22 protein-coding genes are annotated in these 22567 nt (G+C 68.2%); 15 read left to right on the forward strand and 7 right to left on the reverse strand.

What is annotated here, in order from left to right; all coding sequences use genetic code 11:
* Positions 1–118: 118 nt before the first annotated feature.
* Positions 119–1033, forward strand: a complete 915-nt coding sequence (locus tag G6N61_RS12170; RefSeq protein ID WP_163918757.1) for a LysR family transcriptional regulator — start codon at positions 119–121, stop codon at positions 1031–1033.
* Here the strand turns inward: G6N61_RS12170 and G6N61_RS12175 are convergent.
* Both G6N61_RS12175 and G6N61_RS12180 read right to left on the reverse strand, forming a co-directional pair.
* Entirely contained in the window at positions 999–1835 is an 837-nt protein-coding gene (locus tag G6N61_RS12175) for an MBL fold metallo-hydrolase (protein ID WP_163918758.1), read from the reverse strand. The genes G6N61_RS12170 and G6N61_RS12175 overlap by 35 nt on opposite strands.
* A complete protein-coding gene (locus G6N61_RS12180; protein ID WP_163918759.1) occupies positions 1832–2677 on the reverse strand; it encodes an NAD(P)H-binding protein in 846 nt (281 codons plus the stop codon). The genes G6N61_RS12175 and G6N61_RS12180 overlap by 4 nt, the downstream gene beginning before the upstream one ends.
* 89 nt (positions 2678–2766) lie before the next feature.
* Between G6N61_RS12180 and G6N61_RS12185 the strand changes: the two genes are divergently transcribed.
* Positions 2767–3234 carry an Rrf2 family transcriptional regulator gene (locus G6N61_RS12185; RefSeq protein ID WP_163918760.1) on the forward strand — a complete coding sequence of 156 codons (468 nt, stop codon included), beginning with the start codon at positions 2767–2769 and terminating at the stop codon, positions 3232–3234.
* A 16-nt stretch (positions 3235–3250) separates the two neighbouring features.
* Positions 3251–3748, forward strand: a complete 498-nt coding sequence (locus G6N61_RS12190; protein ID WP_163918761.1) for a GNAT family N-acetyltransferase — start codon at positions 3251–3253, stop codon at positions 3746–3748.
* A 10-nt stretch (positions 3749–3758) separates the two neighbouring features.
* On the opposite strand, the gene G6N61_RS12195 is transcribed toward G6N61_RS12190, so the two are convergent.
* A complete protein-coding gene (locus tag G6N61_RS12195; RefSeq protein WP_163918762.1) occupies positions 3759–4373 on the reverse strand; it encodes a DJ-1/PfpI family protein in 615 nt (204 codons plus the stop codon).
* A gap of 84 nt (positions 4374–4457) precedes the next feature.
* Between G6N61_RS12195 and G6N61_RS12200 the strand changes: the two genes are divergently transcribed.
* Together G6N61_RS12200 and G6N61_RS12205 are read left to right on the forward strand one after the other, a co-directional pair.
* Positions 4458–5795 (forward strand): aminotransferase-like domain-containing protein, encoded by a 1338-nt coding sequence (locus tag G6N61_RS12200; protein ID WP_163918763.1) that lies wholly within the window; start codon positions 4458–4460, stop codon positions 5793–5795.
* Between the two features lie 133 nt (positions 5796–5928).
* Positions 5929–6771, forward strand: a complete 843-nt coding sequence (locus G6N61_RS12205; RefSeq protein WP_235887505.1) for an isocitrate lyase/PEP mutase family protein — start codon at positions 5929–5931, stop codon at positions 6769–6771.
* 12 nt (positions 6772–6783) lie between these two features.
* Here G6N61_RS12205 and G6N61_RS12210 read toward each other — a convergent pair whose 3' ends face one another.
* Positions 6784–7716, reverse strand: a complete 933-nt coding sequence (locus tag G6N61_RS12210; RefSeq protein ID WP_198339337.1) for an alpha/beta hydrolase — start codon at positions 7714–7716, stop codon at positions 6784–6786.
* 73 nt (positions 7717–7789) lie between these two features.
* Positions 7790–8329: a TetR/AcrR family transcriptional regulator gene (locus tag G6N61_RS12215; protein WP_163918766.1), complete on the reverse strand. Its 540-nt coding sequence runs from the start codon at positions 8327–8329 to the stop codon at positions 7790–7792.
* A 102-nt stretch (positions 8330–8431) separates the two neighbouring features.
* Between G6N61_RS12215 and G6N61_RS12220 the strand changes: the two genes are divergently transcribed.
* Complete coding sequence (locus tag G6N61_RS12220) at positions 8432–9172, forward strand: SDR family oxidoreductase (RefSeq protein WP_163918767.1); 741 nt, start codon at positions 8432–8434, stop codon at positions 9170–9172.
* Between the two features lie 19 nt (positions 9173–9191).
* Here G6N61_RS12220 and G6N61_RS12225 read toward each other — a convergent pair whose 3' ends face one another.
* Positions 9192–10028, reverse strand: coding sequence for a helix-turn-helix transcriptional regulator (locus G6N61_RS12225; RefSeq protein WP_163918768.1), 837 nt, complete (start codon positions 10026–10028; stop codon positions 9192–9194).
* A gap of 213 nt (positions 10029–10241) precedes the next feature.
* Between G6N61_RS12225 and G6N61_RS12230 the strand changes: the two genes are divergently transcribed.
* A complete protein-coding gene (locus G6N61_RS12230; RefSeq protein WP_198339338.1) occupies positions 10242–11708 on the forward strand; it encodes an MFS transporter in 1467 nt (488 codons plus the stop codon).
* Here G6N61_RS12230 and G6N61_RS12235 read toward each other — a convergent pair.
* Positions 11600–12457: a helix-turn-helix transcriptional regulator gene (locus tag G6N61_RS12235; protein ID WP_163918769.1), complete on the reverse strand. Its 858-nt coding sequence runs from the start codon at positions 12455–12457 to the stop codon at positions 11600–11602. The genes G6N61_RS12230 and G6N61_RS12235 overlap by 109 nt on opposite strands.
* 86 nt (positions 12458–12543) lie before the next feature.
* Between G6N61_RS12235 and G6N61_RS12240 the strand changes: the two genes are divergently transcribed.
* From G6N61_RS12240 to nei2, 8 genes are all read left to right on the forward strand, one after another.
* Positions 12544–13284 (forward strand): SDR family oxidoreductase, encoded by a 741-nt coding sequence (locus G6N61_RS12240; protein WP_163918770.1) that lies wholly within the window; start codon positions 12544–12546, stop codon positions 13282–13284.
* A gap of 123 nt (positions 13285–13407) precedes the next feature.
* Positions 13408–14349, forward strand: a complete 942-nt coding sequence (locus G6N61_RS12245) for an SDR family oxidoreductase (protein WP_163918771.1) — start codon at positions 13408–13410, stop codon at positions 14347–14349.
* A gap of 36 nt (positions 14350–14385) precedes the next feature.
* Positions 14386–15048 carry a TetR/AcrR family transcriptional regulator gene (locus tag G6N61_RS12250; RefSeq protein WP_163918772.1) on the forward strand — a complete coding sequence of 221 codons (663 nt, stop codon included), beginning with the start codon at positions 14386–14388 and terminating at the stop codon, positions 15046–15048.
* A gap of 47 nt (positions 15049–15095) precedes the next feature.
* Complete coding sequence (locus G6N61_RS12255) at positions 15096–19634, forward strand: ATP-dependent helicase (protein ID WP_163918773.1); 4539 nt, start codon at positions 15096–15098, stop codon at positions 19632–19634.
* A 143-nt stretch (positions 19635–19777) separates the two neighbouring features.
* A complete protein-coding gene (gene hadC / locus G6N61_RS12260; protein ID WP_163918774.1) occupies positions 19778–20248 on the forward strand; it encodes a (3R)-hydroxyacyl-ACP dehydratase subunit HadC in 471 nt (156 codons plus the stop codon).
* Positions 20249–20321: 73 nt separating this feature from the next.
* Positions 20322–20813, forward strand: coding sequence for a DUF2834 domain-containing protein (locus tag G6N61_RS12265; RefSeq protein WP_163918775.1), 492 nt, complete (start codon positions 20322–20324; stop codon positions 20811–20813).
* Positions 20814–20830: 17 nt separating this feature from the next.
* Positions 20831–21793 (forward strand): NAD(P)H-dependent flavin oxidoreductase, encoded by a 963-nt coding sequence (locus G6N61_RS12270; RefSeq protein ID WP_163918776.1) that lies wholly within the window; start codon positions 20831–20833, stop codon positions 21791–21793.
* Positions 21793–22563 (forward strand): endonuclease VIII Nei2, encoded by a 771-nt coding sequence (gene nei2, locus G6N61_RS12275; RefSeq protein WP_163918777.1) that lies wholly within the window; start codon positions 21793–21795, stop codon positions 22561–22563. Before G6N61_RS12270 ends, nei2 begins: the two co-directional genes overlap by 1 nt.
* Positions 22564–22567 lie beyond the last annotated feature (4 nt).

The raw sequence follows: 22567 nt of genomic DNA on the forward strand, positions 1-22567 counted from the left end.
GTGTGTGCGTTCATCTGCGCTCCTCGTGTTGGTCGTGTGGATCCGACGCTAGAGCGAGCGGCCGATTAGCTCCAGTGCAACGTTGGTACATAGTCATTGCAGCTGTGATAATCGACTCGTGGAGTACGACCTCAACCTGATCGCAGCCCTGGACGCGCTGCTCGCCGAGAACAGCGTGACCAGGGCCGCGGCCCGCCTGCACACGTCGGCGCCTGCGATGAGCCGCTCATTGGCACGCCTGCGACGCGTCTTCGACGACCCACTTCTGGTGCGCGCCGGTCGAGATCTCGTACCCACCCCGCGCGCCCTCGAACTGCGCAGCGAGGTGCACGCGATCGCCGACCGAGCCCGGGCACTGTTCGCGCCGTCCGACGGTGCCGATCCCCTCACGGCAGTGCGGATGCTGGACTTGCGGGTCGCCGACATGCTGTCCACGACGTTCGTTCCAGCACTGATCGACGACTTGCGGGTTCAAGCGCCCGGCATCTCGCTGCGGGTGCGTCCGGAAGGCCTCGAGGACACTCCGGCGCTGCGCGAAGGAGTCGTCGACCTCGAGATCGGGATCATACGTCCCGGTGATCCCGAGATACGTTCGGAGACACTGGTGACGGAGACGTTGGTCGCCGCGGTACGGCCCGAACATCCGCTGGCGAAGGTCAAGACGGTGACACCGCGGCGGTTCGCGGCCGCCGAACACATCGTCGTGTCACGGCGCGGTCGGGCGCATGGCCCCATCGACGACCGGCTCGCAGAACTCGGCTTGCAGCGACGCGTGACGGCCGTGGTCCCCAGCTTCGCCAGCGCGCTGAACCTGACCCGTGCCACCGACGTCGTCTGCATCGTTCCCGACAGGCTCGGGCGCCCGATGCTGGAGACGCTCGGGTTGCGCACGTTCCCGATCCCCTTGACGCTGCCGCACATCACGATCGGAATGGCGTGGCATCCGCGCAATCACCACGACCGCATCCAGATACTGCTCCGTGACCGCACCCGCCACATCATGGCCCGTGCCGGCGGACCTCCGCAGGAGTGACGGACGGCGGCACGCCGACCGCGTGCGCGACGTCGATGCCCTGCCCCGGTTCCAGGTTCAGCACCCGCAACGCCAACTGCCCGCTGGCATCGACCAACCTCTCGACCGCGCCGGCCGCCTCGACGTAGACCGGCGGCTGGTGGACTCCGAAGTGCATCGGCAAGACCGCTCTCGAACCCAGTATCGCCGCGGCCTGCGCGGCCTGCTCCGGTGTCATCACCGCGGGCAGCGGGCTGGGCGGCTGCAGGTGTGGGACGTCGACGACTGCTCCGTTGATCGGCATCACGGCGAGGTCGATGGGCCCGGCTCGCTTGGCGATGAGCCACCAGTAGCCGTGGAAGATGGTGTCCCCGCCGTGGAACACGCGCTGACCGTCGGCCTCGATGACCCAGTTCAGCTGCGGGTCGCCGAGGCCGTCGACCGCCGGAACCGCGGTGATGGTGAACGGCGGTAGGTGGATTCGATCCCACTCGTCGACGGTGCGCGCGTTCAACGTGCTGGCCGCGAGATCAGTCTCCGGACCGTCGGTGAACACGGCCTCGTCGGCCGCAGCGACGAACGGAGCGGGGCGCAGCACCAGCCCCGCATCGCCCGCCGCCGATTCGATTGCGGCGACATCGGTGTGGTCCTCGTGCAGGTGCGTGACCAGAGCCAGGGCCGCAGCCCGCTCCGGCTCGGCGAACGCACCATCCGGCTGGGTGGCGCGCAGCAGCGAGAAGTCCCGCACGAAGTCTACGACGAGGGAAGACCCCCGGTCACTGATTACCTCGATGCCTGCCCAGCCCAGGCGTCGAATCCTCACGCCTCGACCGGCCGCACGAGTTCGTCGAGCGATGTCGGCCGTCGCCCGGTCAGGTCGCGCACGGCCGTGGTGACGTCGGCAAGGTATCCCTCGCGGACTGCCCGGCCGAAGGACGCGATGAAGTTGGCCGCATCCTTCGCGAGCCCGGAACCGACGAGGGCCTCGACGTAGGCGTCGTCGTCGAGCTGGACGACCTCCAGGGCCGCACCCGTCAGTTCGGCGAGGTCGTATGCGGACAACGCTCGTGGGCCGGTGATGTCGTAGGCGGTGTTCGTCTCGCCGCGTCCGGTCAACGCCCCTACTGCCGCGGCGGCGCAGTCCGCGCGGCTGACGTAGGCGGCGCGCCCGTCGCCGGAGTTGACGACCAGCCGTCCCGCCTCCACCGCACGTCGCAGGCTGGGGACCTGCATGTCCGCATAGAGGTTGTTGCGCAACGACGTCCATGCCAGTCCGCTGGACCGCAGTGCGTCCTCGGTCGCGAGGTGGTCCGGTGCAGCGAGTGCCGGGTTGGCAGCCACGGGATTCGGGACCGACGTGTAGACGACGTGGCGCACCCCGGCTTCCTTGGCGGCCTCGATGGCCGCCACGTGGCCCGCTACCCGGTCCCCGACGCGATCGGTCGAGATCAGCAGCAGGCTGTCGACGCCTTCGAACGCGGGCGCCAATGATGGCGGGTCACCGAAGTCGACCGGGCGCACGCCAACGCCGCGAGCAGCGAAGCCCGACAGCGACTCGACCGTCCGGCTCATCAGCACGACGTCTGCTGCGTCGACGACGTCGAGCAGTCGTGCCGCGACGGCTCCGCCGAGCCGCCCGGATGCGCCCGTGATGCCAATCGACACGTGACCACCTCCCTAATTCGCAACCACGCTGATTGCGAATGCAGGACCGAACTGTAGTCATCGCGGTTGCGATATGGCAAGCTTGATTCGTGGCAACACCGACCAACACGCAGTTCGCCGTGGCGGTCCACGTCTTGACCTACTTGGCAGGCACCGACGTCGCGGGCCCGGTCAGTTCCGACGAACTCGCCGCGAGCGTCAACGCCAGCCCCGTCTACGTGCGTCGAGTGCTCACCCCGCTACGGGAATCGGGCATCGTGGCGTCCACCCCGGGTGCCCGTGGGGGCTGGGTGCTCAACCGGCCTGCGGGGACGATCACCCTCGCCGAGATCTGGCGACTCGTCCAGGGCGACGACCCGGTGCTTGGGCTGCACGGCCCAAATCCGCAGTGCCGTACCGGCGTCGGGGTACAACGGACATTGGTCGCGCTGGATCGCGAGCTTGCCGGCGCGGTGGAAGCACGACTCGGGGAAGTCACCGTTGCCCACGTGCTTCGCGACGCATCGACGGCCGGCAAGGCGGGACGGCGACCGCGTCGGTCACCTCACGGCAGCTGAGGCAAGGAGTTCGATAGTGCAGATCCGTACCGCCGAACGGCGCGACGTTCCCAAGATCGCCGAGTTCTTCCGCCTGATCGTGGCCGACGGCGAGACTTACGCATACCCCGAGCCGCTATCCGACGACGACGTCGAGCGGCTGTGGCTCGAACCGCCTCCCGCGCACGCAATCGTCGCCGTCGACGACGGTGGGGTCATCGTCGGCACCGCCAAGATGGGGCCGAACCGACCGGGGCGCGGCAGCCATGTCGGGACGGCGAGCTTCATGGTGGACCCACGGGCGGGCACCCGCGGCGTGGGGCGGGCCATGGCCGAGTGGGTCATCGACTGGCACGAACGCAACGGCTTCGCCGCCATCCAGTTCAACGCCGTCGTCGAGACGAATCAACGGGCGGTAGCCCTGTGGCAGTCCCTCGGCTTCACCATCGTGGGCACGGTGCCTGGCGCGTTCCGGTCACGTACTCACGGGATGGTGGGATTGCACGTGATGCATCTTCGGCTGCCCCGGGGTTGAGCGCGAGCGCTCAGACCGGCACGGCAGGCAGGTAGTTCGCGATGTTGCGCCAAGCGCGTTCGACGTACTCGTCCTTCTCGCCGACTGGGGCGACGTAATGCAGCGCGTCGTTGGCCGCGTCCCTACCCTCGAGGCGGGCGATGATCCACGCAGCCAGATAGTGGGAAGCCAGGCACCCGCCCGCGGTCGCGACGTTCCCTCTGGCGAAGAAGGGCTGGTTGAGTACCTCGACGCCTGCGGCGACGACCCACGGCTTGGTGGTCAGGTCCGTACACGCTGGGACGTCCTGCAGCAGACCGAGTTTGGCCAAGACCAGCGCACCGGAACACTGCCCGGCGATGAGTTGGCGAGAAGGGTTCAGACGTCGAAGCGCGTGCATGACGGTGCGGTCTTCGACGACTTCGCGGGTGGCGATGCCGCTGCCCACGATGACGGCGTCGGCGTCGCACGCTTCGTCCAGATCGGCCATTCGTTCGACGACTACGCCGTTCATCGACCGCACCCGCGGCGAAGGGGCGGCGATCGTGACACGCCAGTCGTCTCGCTGGACGCGGTTGAGCACGCCGAGGGCGATCAGTGAGTCGAGTTCGTTGTAGCCCTCGAAGGTGAGGATCGCGATGTGCACGGTCTGTCCTTTCGCTTGTCCCGATCACCGTATGGACCATGACGCAGGACGGTCAAAGAATTGTCCTGCATACAATCGAGCCCGATGGCCGTGGCGAGGTACAAGGGCGTGGTCGACGCGCTGGCCGCCGACATTCGCACGGGACGATTGCCGGCCGGGACGAGGCTGCCCACACACCGAGAACTGGCAGTCCGCGAGGGCATCGCCGTGGCGACCGCGACCCGCGTCTACGCCGAACTGGGATCGATGGGCCTGGTCAGTGGCGAGCAGGGCCGCGGCACCTTCGTCCGCGACCTCGCGCTGCCCGCCGGACACGGCATCGACCAGCACGCCGTGGCAGCCGACACCATCGACCTCAACTTCAACTACCCGGCACTGCCCGGCCAAGCCGACCTGCTGCGGCACGCACTGCGGGACCTCGCCACGTCGGGCGACCTGGAGGCGCTGCTGCGCTACCAGCCCCACGGCGGTCGTCCCCACGAGAGGGCCTCCGTCGCCAGGCATCTGCGTCGACGCGGCCTCCGCGTCGGCGCCGAGGAGGTCCTCCTGGTCTCCGGCGCGCAGCACGGCCTGGCGGTCAGCACGATGGCACTGTTGCAACCGGGGGACGTCGTCGCGGTGGACGCCCTCACCTATCCCGGGTTCAAGGTGCTCGCCGACTCACTACGGTTCGAACTCGCGCCGCTGCCGATCACCCCGGACGGACCGGACCTCGTTGCCCTCGAACGGCTTTGCGCTCGGCGGCGCATCACAGCGGTCTACGCCATGCCCACCCTGCACAATCCGCTCGGATGGGTGATGGACGCTGCCGCGCGTGCCCGGCTGGTCGACACGGCGCGCAGATGCGGACTCCTGATCATCGAGGACGCGGCGTACGCCTACCTCGTCGAGAAGCCACCGCCACCGCTTGCCGCGCATGCGCCGGACATCACCGTCTACGTGTCGGGACTGTCGAAGAACGTGGCGACCGGCCTGCGCGTCGGGTTCATCGCAGCACCGCCGACACTCGTCCCGGCAATCGAACGCGCGATCCGCGCCACCACTTGGAACACCCCGGCCATCACCACCGCGATCGCATGCCGCTGGCTGGACGACGGTGTCGTCACCCGACTCGAGCGGGAGAAGCGACTCGACGCCCGCGCGCGGCAGGCTCTCGCCCGCGAGGCCATGGCCGGCCTACCCCATGTCGGCCACCCGTCGTCCTACTTCCTTTGGCTCCCTCTGGCCGAGGACTCGCGGGCGGACCGCCTGGTGGCCGCCCTCGCGGGACGGAACGTCTCGGTGTCCACGGCCGAACCCTTCACCACCTCGACACATCAGCCCCAGGCCATCCGACTGGCCCTCGGATCCACCGACCTCGACACCCTTCGCCAGACGCTGGCCATCGTCCGTCGAGCCATCGACGACGACGCCTACCGCTAGGTGCCAGTGCTCGCCGACTGTGGGGGCTATGTACGCAATTCGGCTAATTTGCGTGCATAAGCCCCACAGTCGAGGGCGCACATCGCGTCAATTCTCTTGATCGAAGTGGCTGATGAGCCGTTGAATGAGGCTCGTGACCGACGAACCGCACACCCGCAAGCACGCGACACCCTTCGGCCGGTTGCACGAGCAGGGCTGCTTCGTGATCCCGAATCCCTGGGACGCCGGGACGGCGATTGCCCTGGCTAACATGGGTTTCCCCGCACTGGCGACGACCAGTGCCGGGGCGGCCTTTGCACGGGGACTTCCGGACGACCCCACGGCGCTCGACGTCGACGGCGTACTGGCCAACATCACAGCGATCGTCGAGGCGACACCGCTTCCCGTCAACGCCGACTTCCAATCCGGCTACGCCGAGGACCTCGAAGGGCTCAGCACCAACGTCAGGCGATGCGTCCAGACGGGTGTGGCCGGGCTGTCCATCGAAGACGTCCATGGCCGCGGCGACGACCCCGCGTACGCGCTGGCTGTCGCGACGGAGCGGGTGCGCGTCGCACGAGCCGCCATCGACGCGTCGAATCCGCACGTCCTGCTGACGGGCCGAGCGGAGTGCTTCCTCTACGGGCATCCGGACCCGCTGCGCGAAGCCATCACGCGCTTGCAAGCATTCGCTGATGCCGGCGCCGACGTGCTGTACGCACCCGGTGTCCGATCGAGAAGTGACATCGCTGCGTTGGTCGACGCGCTACGCCCGCATCCGGTCAACGTTCTGATGGGATCGGACAGCGGCCTGCGCGTCAGCGACCTCGAAGAGCTTGGCGTGCGGCGGATCAGTCTGGGCTCTGCGCTCACCAGGGTCGCGTGGGGCGCGTTCCTACGTACTGCGCGCGAAGTGGCCGACACCGGCTCGTTCACCGGCCTCGGCCCTGCGGCGAGCTTCGACGAACTGAATCACCTGTTCACCCGGGATCACTGATCCACTGGCGGGTCAGCGGGCGGCGAGGTGCTCGCCGAAGAAACTGGCCAGGCGGTCGACGGCTCGGTCGACGTACTCGGGTACGTCGTACATCTCGTAGTGGCCTGCGCCCTCCACGACCATCAGGTCGACCGGATTGGGCGCCATCTGCCACAACCTCAGGCCCGCCTGGTACGACCCGGTGACCCCCTCACGCCCGGCGAGGACGACCTGCAGCGGCTGGGTCAGGAGCTGATCGACGAGGTGGAAGGCGTCATATCCCATCAACAGCGCGTCACTGCGTACGAGCCGGCGGTTCGTCGAACGTGGGTGCGCCCCACGGGGAGTCCGGTAATAGGTGACTGCCTGGACGTTGTCGATGTCGTTGATCCCGGCCGCTGCTGCGTCCTCTAGCGTGTCGGGAAGCCACGTGACGCGACCCGGTTCTCCGGCTCGGACCTCGCGGGTCCGGGCCGTCGCCATGTCGTCGAGGGCTACGGCCGGTCCGCCGGGGGCGAACGCCGCCGAGCGCCACGCGGCGCCGATGTCGACGGGCACCACGGTGCCCACCGCACGAATGCGGTGGTCGGTGCGGGCGGTGTGCACGGCGTAACCGCCACCCGCACAGATTCCGAGCACGCCTATGTGATCGGCGTCGACGCCCGGCAGGACGTTCAAGGCGTCGATCGCGTAGGAGATGTCCTCACCACGCTGGTACGGGTCCTCGAGATCCCTGTCGCCTCCGCCACTCTCACCCTGGTGGGCGGGATCGAAGGCAAGCGCCACGATGCCGTGCGCGGCCAGCCGGGAGGCGTAGTTCGCCCCGATCTGCTCCTTGACGCTGCTACCGGGTGTCGACAGCACGACCGCTGGGTACGAGCGCGACGCGTCGAAGTCGTTCGGTAGGTGCACGTTCGCCGCGAGCGTGAATGCGCCGCGGGGGATCTGGATGGCTCGTGTCGTCACGTTCGGGCTCCGTTCCGGCATCTGATGTGCAACCCGACTGGCTGCTCATCGATTCCGCGGCGGGGCTTTCGTCCTAACGGGTGGTCAAGCCATCGAGCAGGACGGCGAGCAGGCGCGGGGTTCGCTCGGCCCATTCCTCCTCCTCCACGTGGGCGAGGAACCAGGACAGCAGGATCACGTCGCGTGAGTCGACGTCGTCGCGCAGTACGCCGTCCGCTCGGCCTGCGGTGAGCAGGGCGGTGAGCGCCTCGCCGAGCTTGCCCGGAGTCTGCGCCCCGATGTCGTGCCATACCGAGGCCTCGACAGCGGCGATCACCCCGAACTTCACCCGCGCATAGGCCGCCAGATGGGTGAACCACCGCCTGAGTGCCTCGTCGGGTGAGTGCTCGCCGAGCAGCCTGTCGGCCAGGGCGACGAGTTCGTCGATCTCGCGGTCGTAGAGGGCGCGCACCAGTTCCTCGCGGGTGGCGAAGTGACGGTAGAGGGTGCCCTGACCCAGCCCCGCCCGCTTGGCGACCGCACTGAGCTTGAGTTCCCCCGGCTCGGTGATGAGTTCCCTGGCGGCCTCGATGATCAACGCGCGGTTGCGAGCCGCGTCGCTACGTTCCGCCATGTCCTCCCCCGCCGTTCGGCCCACCGACCGACTTGCAAACGGACAATTTGTCCGCTTTGATCGAAACGGACAAGTCGTCCGCATTACTTCTGGAGGTTAGTCATGGGTTCACTCGACGACAAGGTGGTGGCGATAACCGGCGCCAGCAGCGGTATCGGCGCCGCGACGGCACGGCGGCTCGCCAGCCAGGGGGCCGCCGTCGTACTCGGGGCCCGCCGCGCCGACCGCCTCGACGCCCTGGCGTCGGAGATCGAAGCGGCAGGAGGTCGGGCGACCAGGGTCACGGTGGACGTCACCCGTGCCGAGGACCTGGAACGCCTGGTCGAGACCGCCGTCGCAACGTACGGCCGACTCGACGTGTTGGTCAGCAACGCTGGGATCGGCCCGATCTCGCCAATGTCGGCTCGCCGCCGAACGGACTGGGACGCGATGATCGACGTCAATCTGCGCGGCGTCCTACACGGCATCGACGCCGCGCTGCCCGTCTTCGAGGCTCGAGGCCGCGGTCACTTCGTCACCATCGTCTCCACCGCCGGACTGAAGATCGTGCCCACGATGGCGGTGTACGCCGCCACGAAGAACGCCGTCCGAACCATCCTGGAGGGGCTGCGTCAGGAGTCCACCGACGGGACGCTGAAGACCACGGCGATCTCGCCGGGCTACGTGCGCACCGAGTTCGGCGACTCCATCACCGACCCCGCCATACGTGACGAGATCGGCCGTGGCATGGAGGCCTTCGCACTCGACCCCGACGCCGTCGCACGGGCGGTCGAGTTCGCCGTCGACCAACCATGGGAGGTCGAGATCGGCGAAATGTCGATCCGACCGACCGTGCAGGGGTGACTCGGGACCTCGCCACTCATCACAGCGCTTGCGCCCCAATGACTCTCAAGACCTCGAGCTTCTCGTAGCTATCACTGCCAGGAGTTGCCGTGTACACCATCAGGGAGTGACCCTGGGCAGGGTCGATGAGCCGTTGGCAGTTCAACTCCAGTGCGCCCACCTCGGGGTGAACGAAGTGCTTGACGTCGTGCGGCCGTACACCGATCTCGTGGTCCTCCCACAGGCGACGGAACTCCTCGTTGCTCTCGAGAAGCAGGTCGGCGAGCTGGGCGGCTCGCGAATTCGGCCCGCGGAGCGTTACGAACTCGCGCAAACCCGAGGCGTACATCCGAGACATGAACGAATGCTCCTCGGGTGCATACCTCGCCCGCGCCGCCGGATCGGTGAACCATCGGTAGCCGCTACTGCGGGAGGGTCCGGTGTATCGGGTGGTGTCGCCGTTGAGTGCGACCCCCATCGCAGTCTGCCGCAGGGTCTCGCCGAGTTCCGTGACGATCTCCGCGGGAGTATCTTCGAGTCGATCGAGGATGCGCAACATGCCCGGACTGATGTGTTCGCTCGACGTCCCCCGTGCCGGTGGGTTGTGCCCCGCAAGGCGAAACAGGTGATCGCGCTCGTCGACCGACAAATGCAACCCCTGGGCGATCGACGCCAGCATCTGTTGTGACGGCTGGGGGCCACGCTCGCGTTCCAGCCTGGAGTAGTAGTCGCTGGACATGTTGCAGAGCGATGCGACTTCCTCGCGTCGCAGACCGCTGGTCCGTCGCCGCTGACCGCGTGGCAGGCCGACGTCTTCGGGCTGCAACGCCTCACGCCTGTTGCGGAGGAATCCCGCGAGCCCGGTTCGGTCGATCACGCTGCTCCCCTTCCGTTCGAAGCACTCCGTCGTTTCTACCGGTTGTGAGCCGAAGTAGTCACGGTCTGCCAATCCCCCTCTACGGATTCAGCGGTGGTCTGTTCAGCCTGTGATCGAAAGGCCCTGGATAGACCCGTGCCCGCCCCCGAAGATGGGCGTCACCGCCACCCTCGTCAGCGAGCCGGATCTTCCGAATAGCAAGGAGCGCAACACATGCCACGTACCCGAGTGCAAGCGGACGGGCCTGCCAGGACCCGAAGCCCATGGGGTGTGGTCTTCGGCGCGGGTACGGCCGCCGCCGTCGGGCCGCAGATGTATCTCGCCACCATCGGCGTGTTCGTTGCGCCGATTGCGCAAGACACCGGCTTCGGGCGCACGACGGTCACCGGTTCGTTCTCGGTGGCGGCCGTCGGAATGGTCGTCGGACTGATCATCGTCTCGCGGCTCGTCGATCGCTATGCCGCGCGCTTCATTCTCGTGCCGGCGTTCGTGCTCTTCTCGGCGTCCCTCGCGGCGATCGGCTTGGCACCGCCCGTCGAGGCCGCCTACTTCATACCCTGCTTCTTCGTAGGATTCTTCGGCGCAGGGACCACCGTGCCCGCCACCCGAGTCGTCGTGAGCTGGTTCGACAACAACCGTGCCCTCGCCGTAGGCATCGTCACGGGCATCATCGGACTCGGAGCGGCGCTCGGTCCTCTTCTGGCGGGTGCGCTCATCGACGGCGTGGGCTGGCGGCTCGCCTACGTCTTCATGGGTGTGATGGCAGCGTCGGTCTCGGTCACCGTGATCACGGTGTTCGTACGCGGTCGGGCCGAACGACACGTTCGTGGGCGGCTGGTGAACGAGGCCCACGTCGGGGACCGCGACGTCAGTCTCGAACTACCAGGTGCGACGATCCGGGAGGCGCTCCGCACTCGTCAGTTCTGGGGTATCGCCATCGGACTCAGCATGGTTGGCGTCGTGGTCTACGGCCTCCAAGTCCACCTCGTGCCGATGATGACCGACCGTGGCCTGAGCGCCGACCAGGCTGGCGCATTGCTCGTGATCTTCGGTTTGGCTTCTCTGGTCGGCCGAGTCAGCGGCGGCTTCGTCATCGACCGCGTGCATGGCTCCATCGTCGGGCCGATCGTGATTCTGGCGCCCATCCTCGGCATGTTCTTCTTGCACCCGCCGTTCCCCACCGCGGCGGTCGCGGTCGCCTTCATAGGCATTGCGTTCGGCATCGAGGGCGACCTCCTTGCGCTCTTGATCACTCGCCATCTCGGCACCCGCAACTTCGGCAGCATCTTCGGACCCGTTCAGGCCGTATTCATCCTCGGCAGCGCGCTGGGACCGCTGCTCCTCGGGCTGGGTTACGACGAGTTCGGGTCGTATGACCCGGTCATCCCGGTCTTGATGGGCATCCTCGTCGTCGGCGCCCTGTGCATCGCAACCCTCGGCCGCTACGCGTATCCCGCAGTCGACGGGTTCGATCGCCTCGCTGCACATGACGAACTGGCCGCGGCAGAAGTGTTGAGCGACATCGCCAAGCGCGGCGGCACCGGACACAACGAGCTACCCGCCACTGAACGTCAGCGGTACGTGGCCGTTTCCAAGTCCTCGGAATCGTTGAGCGCCAACGAACACAGCGCGCGATGCGACGTCGTACCAGGGTCGGCGGTGAAGAGCACGACCGACTGATCCCGGTCCGGAATGGACAGGACGTTGCAGTGCAACTCGATCCACCCGACCACGGAGTGGTTCAACGACTTCTTCTGGTGTCGCGGTAGCACGTTGTCGACTTCATGCCATAGCCGCTCGAACTCGACGCTCCGCGAACGCAATTCGGTGACGAGCCCAGCCAACCCTCGGTCACCGGGGTAGCGCTCGGCGGCCGCACGAAGCTGACTGACCGCGAACTCCGCGAAGTCCTCGGTCGCGCTGACGCCGTAGTGGCGACGGGACGGGTCGGGTGCCAGGAAATAGGCTCTCGCCAGGTTGCGCTCGGTGTTCGCCTGCGCCGAGAACGCCTCGAAGAGCGCGCTCGCCAGCGGGTTCAACGCGAGCACGTCGAACTTCGCATTCAGGATGATGGCGGCAGTACCGGGCATGCGGTCGATCAGATCGAGAACACTGGGCGTGACGTCGCTTCGCAGCGTTCTGTCGTCGCGCTCGGGTGAGCGTCCCGACAGGGTGAACAGCAGCGTTCGTTCATCGTCGCTCAGCATCAGCGCATTGCTGAGACTGCTGATCACCGCTGCCGATGGGCGGGGGCCGCGGGCCTGCTCCAGGCGGGCGTAGTACGACGCCGAGATGTGCGCCAACGCTGCGATTTCCTCCCGCCTCAAACCGCGGGTCCGGCGCGGCCCGGCATCGGTCAGACCGACGTCGGTCGGCCCGAGCAGGGCCCGCCGACTGCGCAGGAAACGCGCCAGCGGCCGTTGGTCCATTACCCCAGTATGCCGCCGCATCGCGAACGCTGGCAGACACAACTCGTGTGTGGCAGTCAGACGGTGCCCAGACGATCGTGGGTCGTATGCACACGACGTCGAAGATCGTCCTCGTCACCGGCGGGAACAAGGGGATCGGCAACCACATCGTCAACCAACTCGCACGGCAGGGAGCGCACGTGTATCTCGGGGCCCGCGACGTACGCCGCGGTCGAGCGGCCGCCGACCTCCTCGGGAAGCAGAACCTCGACGTCGAATTCGTTCGACTCGACGTCACCGACGCCGCGTCGGTGGCCACGGCAGCCGAACACGTCGAGGAAGCGAATGGCCGGCTCGACGTCCTCGTCAACAACGCCGCCATCACCAGCGGGCTCGAGCCGGCGTCGGCGATGACCACCGGGAACCTCCGACGGACCTACGAGACTAACGTCTTTGGAGTCGTCACCGTCACCAACGCGTTCCTGCCGTTGCTGCGCAGATCCGCCTCCCCGCGGATAGTGAACGTGTCGAGCGGCATGGGCTCGATCAGCCTGATGGCCGACCCCGACGTCGAACTGACGAAGATGAACCAAGCCGCCTACCAATCCTCGAAGGCTGCGCTCAACGCGTTGACCGTGTTGTACGCGAACGAGTTGCGCGACGAAGGCGTCAAGGTGAACGCCGTCTGCCCGGGGTACCGAGCGACCGAACTCAACGGCGGACTACCGACTCCAGGGGCGGGCGACCCGGCTGATGGAGCCAAGGTGGCCGTGCGGATGGCGATGATCGGCGATGACGGGCCGACGGCCCAGTTCCTCGGCGACACCGGCGCCATCTACCCGTGGTGACGACAATCCGAGCACTGCCACGGGGGGATCGTCGATCCGTGGATAACCGGCCCCTGAATGCCTTCCGATGATCCTGGCACGCTTGAAATCACAGGCGTTTCAGCAGAATCTGAGGAGAAGACCATGGCGCGCAAGGCCGAAGTGGCAGTACCGGATCTCACGGGCAAGTTGGCCGTCGTCACCGGCGGTAGCGACGGCATCGGCCTCGGGCTGGCGGGACGGTTGGCAGCTGCCGGCGCCGAAGTCATCCTGCCGGTGCGCAACCCGGCCAAGGGCCAGCACGCGGTCGAATCCATCCGTGCCGCCCATCCCGGCGCTCGGATCAGCACCAGGCAGATGGACTTGTCGTCACTGCAGTCCGTCGCCGACGCTGCCGGCGGGCTCGTCGCCGAGGACCGACCGATCCACGTCCTGATCAACAACGCCGGGTTGATGAACCCACCCACCCGCCGAACGACCAGCGATGGCTTCGAACTGCAGTGGGGCACAAACCATCTCGGGCACTTCGCACTGACCGCACGACTGCTACCGATGCTGTCCGCCGGCAACGCCCGCGTCACCACCCAATCCAGCGTCGCGGCACGCTCGAACGCCATCAACTGGGAGGATCCGAACTTCGAGAAGTCCTACTCTTCCGGCAAGGCCTACAGCCAATCCAAGATCGCCAACCTGATGTTCGGTCTGGAACTGAACCGCCGAAGCCAGGTCGCCGGCTGGGGAATCACCAGTAACGTCTCCCACCCCGGGGTCACCGCCACGAACCTCCTCGCCGCCCAACCGCACATGGGCCGCGCCACCGACACCCTCTCGGTGCGCGTCATCCGGTCGCTGGCACGCATGGGCATCCTGGCCCAAACCGTCGACCAGGGGTTGTTGCCCGCGCTGTATGCAGCCACCCATCCCCAATCCGAGGGCGGCAAGTTCTATGGACCCAGCGGATTCCAGCACGTGTCGGGTGCTCCCGCCGAACAGGACGTCTATGAACCCGCCAGCGATGCGGCCGACGCCGTCCGTCTCTGGGAACTTTCCGAGGGGCACGTCGGCCTGCAGTTCGTACCGCACTAGATGCCCCTGACCGTTCCGCGCACGTTCATCAATAGGATGGGGCGCGTGGCAGCACCGGGGCGCAGGCGACTCTCCCCGGGTGACCGTCGCAACGAACTCCTCGCGCTCGGGGCCGAGGTGTTCGGGCAGCGGCCCTACGACGAAGTGCGCATCGACGAGATCGCCGAGCGGGCAGGCGTCTCCCGGGCGCTGATGTACCACTACTTCCCGGACAAGCGCGCGTTCTTCGCCGCGGTCGTACGCGCCGAGGGCGAGCGCCTGTTCGAGGCCACCAACACCCCGCCGCAGCCCGGGCAGAGCCTGTTCGACCAGTTGCGGGCCGGCGTGCTGGCCTACGTCCACTACGACGACGACCACCCGCACGGCGCATGGGCCGCCTACGTGGGAATGGGCCGGTCCGACCCGGTGCTGCGCGGTATCGACGACCTCGACAACGACCGCCAGGCCAATCGCATCTCCGCACGCATCACCGAGGCCATCGGCGACGCGTTGGATCCCAAGCTCGAGCGCGACCTGCGCGTCATCGTCTACGGGTGGCTGGCCTACACCTTCGAGCTGTGCAGGCAGCGGGTGCTCGACCCCACGATCGACGGGGAATGGGTCGCCGACTCCTGCGCCCACGCGCTGCTCGACGCCATCGCCAGGGTGCCCAACATCCCGCCGGAACTCGCCGACGCCGTCGCGCCCGAGCGTCGCTGAGCTGGGCGGATGCCCGGCTTGTCGGTGCCGCGAGGCAACATGGTCAGATGGCCACGACCACCGACCCGCTCGCGCCGTTCAGCGCGCTGACCCGGGACTGGTTCGCGGGCACGTTCGTCGAACCCACGTCCGCGCAGGCGCAGGCCTGGGCCGCGATCGCCGGTGGTGACAACACCCTGGTCATCGCCCCGACGGGTTCGGGCAAGACGTTGGCCGCGTTCCTGTGGGCGATCGACCGGCTCGCCTCCGCGGAGCCGACCCCTGCCGGCGAACCCAAGCCGGGCACCCGGGTCCTGTACGTCTCGCCGCTCAAGGCGCTGGCCGTCGACGTCGAACGCAACCTGTCCACACCGCTGATCGGCATCACCCGCGTCGCCGAGCGACTCGGCTCACCCGTGCCGAACATCTCCGTCGGCGTCCGCTCCGGCGACACGTCGCCGGCCCGCCGTCGCGAGCTGATCAACAAGCCGCCCGACATCCTGATCACGACGCCCGAATCGCTGTTCCTCATGCTGACCTCCGCGGCCAGAGAGTCGCTGACCGACGTCACCACCGTGATCGTCGACGAGGTGCACGCCGTGGCAGGCACCAAGCGCGGAGCGCACCTCGCACTGTCGCTCGAACGGCTCGACCAGCTGCTCGATGCGCCCGCCCAGCGCATCGGGCTGTCCGCCACCGTCCGGCCACCCGAGGACGTCGCGCGCTTCCTGTCGGGAGCGGCACCCACGTCCATCGTCGCCCCGGCCTCCGGCAAGTCCTGGGACCTCGCCGTCCAGGTGCCGGTGCCCGACATGGCGGACCTCGTGAACAACACGATCTGGCCGGACGTCGAGGAGCGCATCGTCGACCTCATCGAGTCGCACCGAAGCTCGATCGTGTTCACCAACTCCCGCCGGCTCGCCGAGCGGCTGACGTCGCGCATCAACGAGATCTACGCCGAACGCACCGGTACCGAACTCCCCGAGGAGAAGAACCCGAAGGTCGCCGGCGGCGCGCCCGCCCACGTGATGGCCAGCGGCCAGGCCTCGGGCGCGGAGCCCTTGCTGGCCAAGGCCCACCACGGGTCGGTCAGCAAGGAGCAGCGCGCGATCGTCGAGGACGATCTCAAGTCGGGCCGGCTGCGTGCCGTCGTCGCCACGTCGAGCCTGGAACTCGGGATCGACATGGGCTCGGTCGATCTCGTCATCCAGGTCGAGGCACCACCGTCGGTGGCCAGCGGCCTGCAGCGCGTGGGACGCGCGGGCCACCAGGTCGGCGAGGTGTCCCGCGGCGTGCTGTTCCCCAAGCACCGCACCGATCTGATCGATTGTGCGGTCACCGTGCAGCGCATGCTCACCGGCGAAATCGAGACCATGCGGGTGCCCGCCAACCCGCTCGACATCCTCGCCCAGCACACCATCGCAGCCGCGTCGTTGGAGCCAATCGACGCCGACCGGTGGTTCGAGGTCGTCCGCCGCAGCGCACCGTTTGCGACGTTGCCGCGCAGCGCCTTCGAGGCCACGCTCGACCTGCTGAGCGGCAAGTACCCGTCGACCGAGTTCGCCGAGCTGCGACCTCGGCTCGTCTACGACCGCGATGCGGGTACGTTGACCGCTCGGCCAGGGGCTCAACGCCTCGCGGTCACCTCGGGCGGAGCCATCCCCGACCGGGGTTTGTTCACCGTCTACCTGGCGACCAACGCCGACACCGAGAAGCCTTCGCGCGTCGGCGAACTCGACGAGGAGATGGTCTACGAATCGCGGCCGGGCGACGTCATCTCCCTCGGCGCCACCAGCTGGCGAATCACCGAGATCACCCACGACCGCGTGCTCGTCATCCCGGCTCCCGGCCAGCCTGCGCGGCTGCCCTACTGGCGCGGCGACGGCGTCGGCAGGCCGGCCGAATTGGGTGCGGCCATCGGTGCGTTCACCGGCCAACTCGCCGGCCTCAAGCGGCCGAAGTTCGACGAGCGTTGTCAGACCATGGGTTTCAACGACTTCGCCACCGACAACCTGTACCAGCTGCTGACCGAGCAGCGCGACGCCACCGGGACGGTGCCGACCGACACCACGTTCCTCGTCGAGCGGTTCCGCGACGAACTCGGTGACTGGCGGGTGATCCTGCACTCCCCCTACGGACTTCGCGTGCACGGTCCACTCGCCCTGGCCGTCGGACGGCGGCTGCGGGAACGGTACGGGATCGACGAGAAGCCCACCGCGTCCGACGACGGCATCATCGTGCGGCTGCCCGACACCGAGGACACCGCTCCCGGCGCCGAGCTGTTCGTCTTCGACGCCGACGAGATCGAACCAATCGTCACCACGGAGGTCGGCGGGTCTGCGCTGTTCGCCTCCCGGTTCCGCGAGTGCGCCGCGCGGGCACTGCTGCTGCCGCGTCGCCATCCCGGCAAGCGGTCACCGCTGTGGCACCAGCGCCAGCGCGCCGCCCAGCTGCTCGACGTGGCCCGCAAGTACCCCGACTTCCCGATCGTGCTCGAGACGGTCCGCGAGTGCCTGCAGGACGTGTACGACGTTCCGACGCTGATCGACCTGATGAACCGGATCAGCTCGCGCCAGATCCGGATCCTCGAGGTCGAGACCTCCACCCCGTCGCCGTTCGCGGCATCGCTGCTGTTCGGCTACGTCGGGGCCTTCATGTACGAGGGCGACAGCCCGTTGGCCGAACGCCGCGCTGCCGCACTGTCACTCGACAGCGTGCTGCTGGCCGAGCTGCTGGGTCGCGTCGAACTACGCGAACTGCTCGACCCCGCCGTCATCGAGTCGACGATCAAACAACTGCAGCATCTGACCGAGGACCGCGCGGCGCGCGACGCCGAAGCCGTCGCCGACCTGCTGCGCCTTCTCGGTCCGCTGACCGAGGCCGAGATCGTGGCACGATCGACGGCCGACGACGTCGGAGGCTGGCTCGAGGGGCTGCACACGGCGCGCCGCGCACTCACGGTGTCGTTCGCAGGACAGACGTGGTGGGTCGCCATCGAGGACGTCGGGTTGCTGCGCGACGGCGTCGGCATCGCCGTACCCGTCGGGGTGCCCGCGAGTTTCACCGAATCGGTCGCGGACCCGCTGGGCGAACTGCTGGGCCGCTATGCCCGCACCAGCGGACCGTTCACGACGCAGGACGCCGCGACCCGGTTCGGCCTCGGACTGCGCGTCACCTCCGACGTGCTGGGCCGGATGGCGGTCGACGGCAAGCTGGTCAAGGGAGAGTTCACTTTCGGAGCCGCCCCGGCGGCGACATCGGACCAGGCGCCGGGCGAACAGTGGTGCGACTCGGACGTTCTCAAGATCCTGCGCCGACGCTCGCTCGCCGCGCTACGCGCGCAGGTCGAGCCCGTCAGCACCGCAGCGTTCGCACGGTTCCTCCCGGCCTGGCAGCACGTCGGGTCGACCCGCAACTCCGGCGTCGACGGGCTGGCCGGCGTCATCGACCAACTCTCCGGCGTTCCCGTGCCCGCCTCGGCGGTGGAGCCGCTGGTCTTCGGCCAACGCGTCCGCGACTACCAGCCCGCCATGCTCGACGAACTACTCGCAGCGGGCGAGGTGACCTGGTCGGGTGCCGGACCCATCGCGGGCTCGGACGGTTGGATCGCATTCCACACCGCGGACTCGGCACCGCTGACGCTCGCGCAGCCCGCCGAGATCGACTTCACCGACACCCACCGCGAGATCATGGCCACGCTGGAGAACGGTGGCGCGTACTTCTTCCGTCAACTAGGCGCGGCCGACGACACCGTGAAACAGGCTCTCTGGGAACTGGTGTGGGCAGGCTGGGTCACCGGCGACACGTTCGGTCCGGTGCGCGCGATGCTGGGCGGCACGCGCCGCAGGGCCGGCGGTGCGCACCGGCAACGTCCGCAGCGGCCGCGACTGAGCCGCTACAGCGTGGCGCATGCCCAGACGCGGACGTCGGATCCGACGGTGGCGGGCCGCTGGTCGGCGCTGCCGATGCCGGAGCCGGATTCGACCATCCGCACGCACTTCTCGGCGGACCTCCTGCTGAACCGGTACGGCGTGCTGACCAAGGGCGCCGCAGAGGGACTGCCGGGCGGTTTCGCGATGCTCTACAAGGTGCTCAGCGCGTTCGAAGAGGCCGGCCGGTGCCAGCGCGGTTACTTCGTCGAGTCCCTCGGCGGCGCGCAGTTCGCCGTCGCGTCGACCGTCGACCGGTTGCGCACCTATCTCGACGACGTCGACTCCGGAACCCGTGCCTACGAGTCGGTGGTGCTGGCCGCGGCCGACCCGGCCAACCCGTACGGCGCCACTCTGCCGTGGCCGTCGGAGGGAACGCACCGACCGGGACGCAAGGCGGGTGCCCTCGTCGTGCTGGTCGACGGCGAACTCGCGTGGTTCCTGGAGCGCGGCGGCCGGACCCTGCTGTCGTACTCCGAGGACCCCGAGACGCATCGGGCCGCCGCGGTCGCCCTGGTCGAACTGGTCGGATCGGGACGTTTGCAGGCCCTGCTGGTCGAGAAGGTCAACGGCACGCCGGTACTCGACACGACGGCGGACCCAGCGCTGGCATTGGTCGGCGACGCCTTGGTCGCCGCCGGGTTCGCGCGGACTCCGCGGGGGCTCCGGCTTCGCTGACGAGACGCCACCTTTCGTATTTCGGACCAGTGCGAGGAAGATCACCGCGCTCGGGATGCGTCGAGGCGGACGCTTTGCTTGCATGAAGGCATGAGGGCTCTCAACTCAGAGCGCACGCCCGGCGAAGCCGGCGGGGGTTACCGATGGCGCTGAAGACCGACATCCGCGGGATGGTCCACCACTACCCCGACCACTTCGTCGTCGGACGCGAGAAGATCCGTGAATACGCGGCGGCGGTGAAGTGCGAGGACCCCGCTAGCTTCGACGAGAAGCCGGCAGCAGAACTCGGCCACGACGGAATCCTGGCGCCCCTGACGTTCACGTCGGTGTTCGCACTGCTCGTGCAGAAGGACTTCTTCCGCAACGTCGACGTCGGCATCGAGACGATGAACATCGTCCAGGTCGATCAACGCTTCGTTTACCACCGGCCGATACATCCCGGCGACAAGTTGTGGGCGCGCCTGGAGATCCACTCCGTGGACGAACGATTCGGCGCCGACATCGTGGTCACCAGGAACGTCTGCACGAACGAGCGTGGAGAAACCGTGCTCGAGGCGTTCACCACGCTGATGGGGCAGCAGGCCGAGGAGTCGGTTCGGATCAAGGGCATGTGACACGCGGGCGCGCGCCCGAACCTCAAGTGTCAAAAGTGACAAAACACCGGCCGGTCTGCCCGATACTGGCCGCATGGTCTCCCTCATCGTCCACTTCGTTCTCGGCCTCGCCGTCATCGCCTGGATCGTCCGGGCCAATCCCCTGGTCTTCGCCAAGCCCGCGGGCGGCCCGGCGTTCTCTGCGATGGAGATCGTGCTGTACGTCGTCGGGGTGGCCTCGATCGCACTCGGCTACTACTTCAACCACCAGTTCGTCGCCCAGTACGCGGTCGAGGGCGGGAATCCCATCTGGGGCCCCGGGAGTTGGCAGCAGTTCATCGTCCTGGGTTACGCGAACCCGGCCGCGGCGTCGGCGAGCCAGGACTACACCATCATCAACGTCATCCTGCTGCCGCTGTTCACCATCTGGGACGGCCACCGCCGGGGCATCCGACGGCCGTGGCTGTTCTTCGTGTCGAGCCTGTTCACCAGCTGCGCGTTCGCGTACGCGTTCTACTTCGCCGTCGTCGAGCGCCAGCACCGCCACCAGCAGGCCGAGCAGGGGCTGAGTTCCATCCCGGCCTGACTGCCTACAGTGCAGGCATGGGGCTGCACACCACGCTGACGTCACTGCTGGGCATCGACCACCCGATCGTCTCGGCCCCGATGGGCGGTGTCGCAGGTGGCCGGCTGGCCGCGGCGGTGGCCAATGGCGGCGGCTTGGGCATGGTCGGTAGCGGCGACCTCGACTGGCTTCGCCGCGAGTGCGCCCTGGCTCGGGCCGGAACCGAGAAGCCCTGGGGTGTCGGACTGTTGGCGTGGGCCATCGACGACGACGTGCTGCAGTGGGTCATCGACCAGCGGCCTGCGGCGATCATGCTGTCGTTCGGGGACCCCACGCCCCACGCCGACGCCGTGCGCGCCGCCGGGATTCCACTGTTCGTCCAGGTGACCACGCTGCCCGACGCGCTGCACGCGCTCGAGGTCGGCGCGGACGTCGTCGTGGCCCAGGGCGCCGAGGCAGGCGGGCACGGCGAGGGCCGCGCCACGCTGCCGTTCGTCCCCGCCGTGGTGGACGCCGCAGGAACCACGCCGGTCGTCGCCGCGGGTGGCGTCGCCGACGGCCGCGGACTGGCGGCGGCCCTGATGCTCGGCGCTGCGGGCGCGATGATCGGCACTCGATTCGAGGCGACTCCCGAGGCGCTGCTGGGCGACGGCGAACGCACCGCGATCACCGGGGCATCGGCTGCGGGCACGACCCGCGACCGCGTCCTCGACATCGTCGTCGACTCGCCGTGGCCGCACCGCTTCACCGCGCGCACGCTGCGCAACAGGTTCACCGACGCGTGGCATGGCCATGAGGATGCGCTGCGCTTCGACTCCAGCGCCAAGGCCGAGTACCGCGACGGCGTCGAGCGGGGCGACCCCGACTACCTGCCGGTGTGGGCGGGCGAAGCCGTCGACCTCGTCACCGACGTGACCGGCGCGACCGAACTCGTCGGGCGCATCGCCGGCGAGGCGGCACACGCGATGGAGACCGTGCACGCGAACCTGGGCGGCTCCTGATGCCCGAGGGCGACACCGTCTTCCGCGCCGCGGCCAAGCTACGCGAGGCGCTGGAGGGCAAGACGCTCACCCGGTGCGACGTGCGGGTGCCGAAGTTCGCGACCGTCGACCTCACCGGCTGCGTGGTGGACGAAGTGCTCAGCCGTGGCAAGCACTTGTTCATCCGGGCCGGTGACGCGAGCATCCACTCGCACCTCAAGATGGATGGCGCGTGGCTGATCGGCGGCCAGATCCGCCGGGTGCCCGAGTACAAGGTGCGAATCCTGCTGGAGACGGCCGACTCCCGCGCGGCGGGCGTCGACCTCGGCGTGCTGGAGATCCTCAATCGCGCCGACGACATGGCGACCGTCGACCACCTCGGCCCCGACCTCCTCGGTCCGGACTGGGAACCCCGGGTGGCCGCGACCAACCTGGCCGCAGATCCGGAACGGCCGCTCGCCGAGGCACTGCTCGACCAGCGGGTGATGGCAGGCGTCGGCAACGTCTACGCCAACGAGCTGTGCTTCGTGATGGGACGGCTGCCGACCACCCCGGTCGGCGACCTGAAGGACCCGTTGCGCGTCGTGCAGCGGGCGCGAGACATGCTGTGGCTGAACCGCTCCCGCGTGAACCGCACCACGACCGGAGACACCCGACCCGGCCGTGACCTGTGGATCTACGGCCGGGTCGGGCGCCCGTGTCGACGCTGCGGGACGACGGTCCTGTCGGATCGGGCCGAGGTCACCGGCAGTGAGCGGATCTCGTTCTGGTGTCCGGTCTGTCAGACCTGACGGT

It is taken from the genome of Mycolicibacterium arabiense (genome assembly GCF_010731815.2).
In the GTDB taxonomy this organism is placed as follows: Bacteria; Actinomycetota; Actinomycetes; order Mycobacteriales; family Mycobacteriaceae; genus Mycobacterium; species Mycobacterium arabiense.

Excerpts from the sequence above, each read along its gene's own strand:
- G6N61_RS12200 (WP_163918763.1), top strand. The coding sequence starts at position 4,458 with ATGGCCGTGGCGAGGTACAAGGGCGTGGTCGACGCGCTGGCCGCCGAC.
- G6N61_RS12215 (WP_163918766.1), bottom strand. The coding sequence starts at position 8,329 with ATGGCGGAACGTAGCGACGCGGCTCGCAACCGCGCGTTGATCATCGAG.
- G6N61_RS12220 (WP_163918767.1), top strand. The coding sequence starts at position 8,432 with ATGGGTTCACTCGACGACAAGGTGGTGGCGATAACCGGCGCCAGCAGC.
- G6N61_RS12230 (WP_198339338.1), top strand. The coding sequence starts at position 10,242 with ATGCCACGTACCCGAGTGCAAGCGGACGGGCCTGCCAGGACCCGAAGC.
- G6N61_RS12235 (WP_163918769.1), bottom strand. The coding sequence starts at position 12,457 with ATGGACCAACGGCCGCTGGCGCGTTTCCTGCGCAGTCGGCGGGCCCTG.
- G6N61_RS12240 (WP_163918770.1), top strand. The coding sequence starts at position 12,544 with ATGCACACGACGTCGAAGATCGTCCTCGTCACCGGCGGGAACAAGGGG.
- G6N61_RS12245 (WP_163918771.1), top strand. The coding sequence starts at position 13,408 with ATGGCGCGCAAGGCCGAAGTGGCAGTACCGGATCTCACGGGCAAGTTG.
- G6N61_RS12250 (WP_163918772.1), top strand. The coding sequence starts at position 14,386 with ATGGGGCGCGTGGCAGCACCGGGGCGCAGGCGACTCTCCCCGGGTGAC.
- G6N61_RS12255 (WP_163918773.1), top strand. The coding sequence starts at position 15,096 with ATGGCCACGACCACCGACCCGCTCGCGCCGTTCAGCGCGCTGACCCGG.
- hadC (WP_163918774.1), top strand. The coding sequence starts at position 19,778 with ATGGCGCTGAAGACCGACATCCGCGGGATGGTCCACCACTACCCCGAC.
- G6N61_RS12265 (WP_163918775.1), top strand. The coding sequence starts at position 20,322 with ATGGTCTCCCTCATCGTCCACTTCGTTCTCGGCCTCGCCGTCATCGCC.
- G6N61_RS12270 (WP_163918776.1), top strand. The coding sequence starts at position 20,831 with ATGGGGCTGCACACCACGCTGACGTCACTGCTGGGCATCGACCACCCG.
- nei2 (WP_163918777.1), top strand. The coding sequence starts at position 21,793 with ATGCCCGAGGGCGACACCGTCTTCCGCGCCGCGGCCAAGCTACGCGAG.